Annotated in this window: 3 protein-coding genes and 2 pseudogenes; 3 read left to right on the plus strand and 2 right to left on the minus strand. The window is 73.6% G+C overall.

The genetic code is table 11. From position 1 onward, the window contains the following. Positions 1-169: 169 nt before the first annotated feature. Together AOK22_RS16470 and AOK22_RS16475 are read right to left on the minus strand one after the other, a co-directional pair. Positions 170-1,238 (minus strand): annotated as a pseudogene (locus AOK22_RS16470) (GNAT family N-acetyltransferase). 86 nt (positions 1,239-1,324) lie between these two features. Further along, the gene (locus AOK22_RS16475) at positions 1,325-1,963 is read right to left on the minus strand and encodes an HD domain-containing protein (RefSeq protein WP_055699414.1); all 639 of its coding nucleotides are present in this window, start codon (positions 1,961-1,963) and stop codon (positions 1,325-1,327) included. A gap of 118 nt (positions 1,964-2,081) precedes the next feature. Between AOK22_RS16475 and AOK22_RS16480 the strand changes: the two are divergent. From AOK22_RS16480 to AOK22_RS16490, 3 genes and pseudogenes are all read left to right on the plus strand, one after another. Next, positions 2,082-3,487 (plus strand): annotated as a pseudogene (locus AOK22_RS16480) (MFS transporter). 82 nt (positions 3,488-3,569) lie between these two features. Next, on the plus strand, positions 3,570-4,253 hold the full coding sequence (locus AOK22_RS16485) for a maleylpyruvate isomerase family mycothiol-dependent enzyme (RefSeq protein ID WP_055699415.1): 684 nt from the start codon (positions 3,570-3,572) through the stop codon (positions 4,251-4,253). 124 nt (positions 4,254-4,377) lie between these two features. Next, positions 4,378-4,798: CatB-related O-acetyltransferase (locus AOK22_RS16490; RefSeq protein ID WP_167357851.1), on the plus strand; the 421-nt coding region annotated here is incomplete at its 3' end.

Genomic DNA, 4,798 nt, shown 5'->3' on the forward strand with positions numbered 1-4,798 from the left:
GGTGGGCACAGCCCCCGGTGCTGAGAGGCGATGGGTGTGGCTCCAGCCCCGGTGCAGGCGGGGTAGGCGTGCGGTGCCGAGGGGTGATGAAGGTGGCGCCAAGGCCGGTGCAGGCGGGCAGGAAGCCCGGTGCTGGGGAGGGGGGAAGTGGGCGCCCGCCCCGGAGGGGTCAGGCGGGGTGCAAGCCGTACGCGTGGTTCGCGTCCCGGTCCGGCAGCCGGACGTACCCCGCCCGGGTCACCACCCCCTGCGAAGCCGTGTTCGTCGGCTCGATGACCGCCAGGAGCGACGTCACCTCGGGACGTCCCAGCGCCCACCGCGACAGCGAGCGCAGCGCCTCCGTGGCGTACCCCCGCCCCCGCGCCGCCTCCGCGAGGTCATAGCCGACCTCGGCGCAGCCGTTCTCGTCCGGCGGCCCGTGGAACCCCATGCCCCCGACCGCCGTCTCGTCGGCCGCCCGCACCACCGCGTACAGCCCCCACATGGGCCGGTGCACCCCCGCGAAGTACGCCTTCGTCACCATGCCCGCGGCCCGCCGCGTCCCGTCGAAGGGACCGCCGTCGATCCAGGTGAGACCCCCCCGTGCCACCCGCCGCGAGGTCCATCGCCGCCGCGGGCGTCACCTCGCGCAGGACGACCGGCCCGGCCGGCAGGGAGAGCGGATTGTGCCAGCGCCAGGGGACGAGGGCCGCGCGCCCGGGAAGGGTGCCGCGCCCCGTGGCCCACAGCAGCGTCGTCCAGGGCGTCCCGCCCGCCGGCGTCGGCGGCACATGGGGGAAGAGGTGGGAGAGGACGGCCTCGCAGAGGTCCGCGGGCGGCTCGGCGTCGGCCCCCAGCGCCCGCGCGATGTCGTGCGTGTGGAGCAGCACCTCCGCCACCCCCATCGCCGCGAACCCCGTCGCGTCGGCGGCACCGGAGGGATAGGGGTGGTACGCCCGTACGCCCCGCGGCGTCGTGCGGACGACGGCCGCCAGCATGCCGCCGGTCGCCTCGATCACCTCGATCGCGCCCTCGGGGCCCGTGCCCTCGTCGAGCGCGATCTCGAAGGGGACGTAGGTGTCGGCCGCCCGGCCCGTCAGCTGGCCCGCGTAGAACACGAAGTCCCCCGCGATGTGCTCCGCCGTCTTCAGACAGCTCCAGTCCAGCCCGCCCGCCTTGACGTTCCAGTCGCGGTCCGCGACCGCGCGCAGCACCTTCGCCGCGTGCGCCACGGCCTCGTCGATCCGGTCCCCGCCCATGAGAAGCATGCCGAGAGAGTACGGGAGCGGTGGGGCACCGTCCGCTGGTTTTACGGTGCCTGGAGAGGGGGCGGGACAGGGTCCGGTCAGGCGTCGAGCAGCGCCAGCTCCGTCGCCAGGTTCTCGCGCGCCGGGCCCTCCCAGTGGGCCGCTCCGTGCGGGGTCCTGAACAGGCGTGGCAGCGCGAGGAGTTGGCGCAGCACCCCGGCCCGCCCCGCGCGGAACGCCTCGTCGGGCACGAACCCGTACTCCTCCCGTACCGCGGCCGCGTAGGCGGCGTACGCGTCCGGGGCCGCCGCCAGGATCGCCAGGTCGGCGTCGCACAGGGCCTCGCCGTTGCGGTCGTCCTCGGCGGGGTCGTGGGTGACGGTGAGGCGGACCAGGCGGGCGACCTCGGCGACGGACTCCTCGGGCAGCCCGGCCTCGGCCAGCGCGCGTTCGGCGAGGCGGGCCGAGCGCTCCTCGTTCTCCGAGCGGTCCGGCGCGTACACCGCGTCGTGGAACCACGCGGCCAGGCGGACGAGTTCGACGTCCTCGGCGTGCTCGGCGAGGACGTCGACGTGGTCCAGGACCGCCGTCAGGTGCGCGGTGGTGTGGTACCGCCGCTGCGGCTCGGCCCAGCGGGCCAGGAGGCGGTCCGCGTAGGGGGCGGGGTCGGGGCTGCCCTGGCTCGCGCGGAGCAGGGCGGTGGCCCAGCGGGCGTGGAGGTCCTTGTCGTCGGCCATGTGCCCCACCCTAGCCATCGCACCATTGAATACCCCCCAGGGGTATGTTAACGTCCCCGGCGTCAGATACCCCCTAGGGGTATTGAGTGGTCATTCCCGGACCGGGAGGGGAACCGTCATGCACACCGCCGATCCCAGACGCTGGTGGGCGCTCTTCGTGCTCGCCGCCGCACAGTTCATGGTCATCATGGACACCTCGATCATCGGGGTCGCGCTCCCCGAGATGCAGCAGGACCTGGGCTTCTCGCAGAGCGAGCTGCAGTGGGTCTTCAACGCCTACGTCATCGCCTTCGGCGGGCTCCTGCTCCTCGGCGGGCGGCTCTCCGACCTGCTGGGCGCGCGGAAGGTCTTCGTCTCCGGCTGGGCCGTGCTCGTCGTCGGCTCCGTCCTCGCCGCCGCCGCGCAGACCGCGACCGTCGAGATCGTCGGACGCGCCGTGCAGGGCGTCGGCGGCGCGCTCATCGCGCCCGCCGCCATGACCCTGCTGATGATGCTCTTCGGCCACGACCCGAAGGAGCTCGGCAAGGCCATGGCCCTCTACGGCGCCGCGGCCCCCGCGGGCGGCACGGCCGGCGTCTTCCTCGGCGGTGTCTTCACCGAGTGGCTGAGCTGGCCGTGGATCTTCGTCATCTACGTGCCGATCGGTCTCGCCACCCTCGCTGCGACCCGCCTCCTGCCCGCCGTCGAGGGCCGGCGCGGCTCGGTCGACCTGCTCGGCGCCGCCGCCGTCACCGCCGGTCTCGCGCTCGCCGTCTTCGCGGTCGTCCGGGCGCCGGATGGGGCTCGCCCGCGACCGTCCTCCAACTCGCGGGCGCCGGTGCCCTGTTGGCCCTCTTCCTCGTCGTGCAGAAGGCCGTCCGCGAGCCGTTGATGCCGCTCGGCGTGTGGCGCGTGCCGCGGCTCGGCTCCGCCAACCTCGCGATGGCGCTGCTCGGCGCCGCCTGGATCCCCATGTGGTACTTCCTCAACCTCTACCTCCAGCAGGTCATGGGGTACGGGGCGTTCGAGAGCGGCGCGGCCCTGCTGCCCATGACCGGTCTGCTGATGGTCTTCATGACCGCCGTCACCGCCCGGCTCCTCGGCCGCTTCGGGGCCAGGAACCTCATCGGCGGCGGGCTGCTCGTCCTCGCGCTCGGCCTGGTGTGGCTGTCGCGGCTCGGCCCGACCGGCTCGTTCGTGATCGACGTGCTGCCCGCCTCGCTGGTCGCCGCGCTCGGCATGTCCCTCGCGTACATCCCGGCGATGATGGCCGCCATGTCCGGCGCCCCGCAGGAGCAGGCGGGACTCGCCTCCGGCATCGTCAACACCACCTACCAGGTCGGCTCGGCGCTCGGCCTCGCCGCGCTGACCGCCCTCGCCATGTCGCGGGGCGCGGGCGAACCGGGGAACCTGCCGGCCCTGACGGACGGCTTCGGCTCGGCGTTCGCGGGCGCCGCCGCCATCGCGGGTGTCGCCGGTGCGGTCACCCTGCTGGTGATGCGGAGGGAGGCGGGGGTCCCTGCGGAGGAGAAGGTGGACGCCTGACGGACCGTGTGTCCCACGGACGGGCCGGAAACATCCGGCCCGTCCGTTGCCATGTACCCGGTCCGGACGATTGGCTGCGGCCATGACGACGACCACTGAGGAAGCCTACGAACCCGAGCGCGCCGGACGCCTTCTGCTCACCGAACGCGACCTGCTCATCCCGCTGTTGAGGGCCGCGCCCGACGACGCGTACGCGATCCGCACCTGCTGTCCCGGCTGGACCGTGCGGCATGTGCTCGCGCACTGCGGCTCCGCGCTGACGCGGGTCGTGGAGAGCCGCTTCGAGGAGGGCGTGTACTCGCCCGAGAGCAATGAGCGCGACATCGCCGAACGCGCCGACTGGTCCCACTCCCGTGTCGTGGACGAGCTGGAACGCGGCATGACCGAGGCCGGGCCCGTGATGGCCGGGGCCAAGGGGCTCCTGGACGGCGTGGCGCTGGGGGAGTGGGTGCACGCCGGCGACGTGCGCGAGGCGTGGGGGGAGCCGGGCGCGTACGGCGGCGACGGCCTCGCGGACGCGCTCGTGCTGCTCGCGGCGCACAGCAGGTCGCGGTTCGGCGCCGCGGCGCCGGGCCTCGCCGTGCACGCGGACGTCGACGGCCGTGACGAGCCGCTGATCCTCGGCGCCACCGACGGGCGCAGGCCCCCGGCCCGCTACATCGGCGACGCGCCGACCCTGATCCGGCTCTGCGCGGGGCGGTCGGTCGCGGGGACGCGGTACGAGCTCGCGGGCGCCACGGAAAAGGAGTTGGTCCTCTTCGGCTGACGGGGATCATGGACGAATGCCTTCCGAACACACGCCCACCGACCCGCAGCACACGCCCACCGACCCGCAGCACACGCCCACCGACCCGCAGCACGTCCCCGCCGACCCGAACGTGCTGCACCCCATGCCCGGCCAGTCGCGCGTGGTGCTGCTCAAGCCGCTCGTGACCTCGCCGCTGATCGAGGTCGGTGACTTCTCCTACTATGACGATCCCGACGACCCGACCGCCTTCGAGACCCGCAACGTGCTCTACCACTACGGTCCCGAGCGGCTGGTCATCGGGAAGTACTGCGCGCTCGGCGAGGGCGTGCGGTTCATCATGAACGGCGCCAACCACCGGATGGACGGGCCCTCGACGTTCCCCTTCCCGATCATGGGCGGGTCGTGGAGCGAGCACTTCGACCTGATCAGCGGGTTGCCGGGGCGCGGTGACACCGTCGTCGGCAACGACGTCTGGTTCGGCTACCGTTCGACGGTCATGCCGGGCGTACGGATCGGGCACGGCGCCGTCATCGCCTCGGGGGCCGTCGTCGTCGACGACGTGC

The organism is Streptomyces silaceus (assembly GCF_001419745.1).
GTDB lineage: Bacteria > Actinomycetota > Actinomycetes > Streptomycetales > Streptomycetaceae > Streptomyces > Streptomyces silaceus.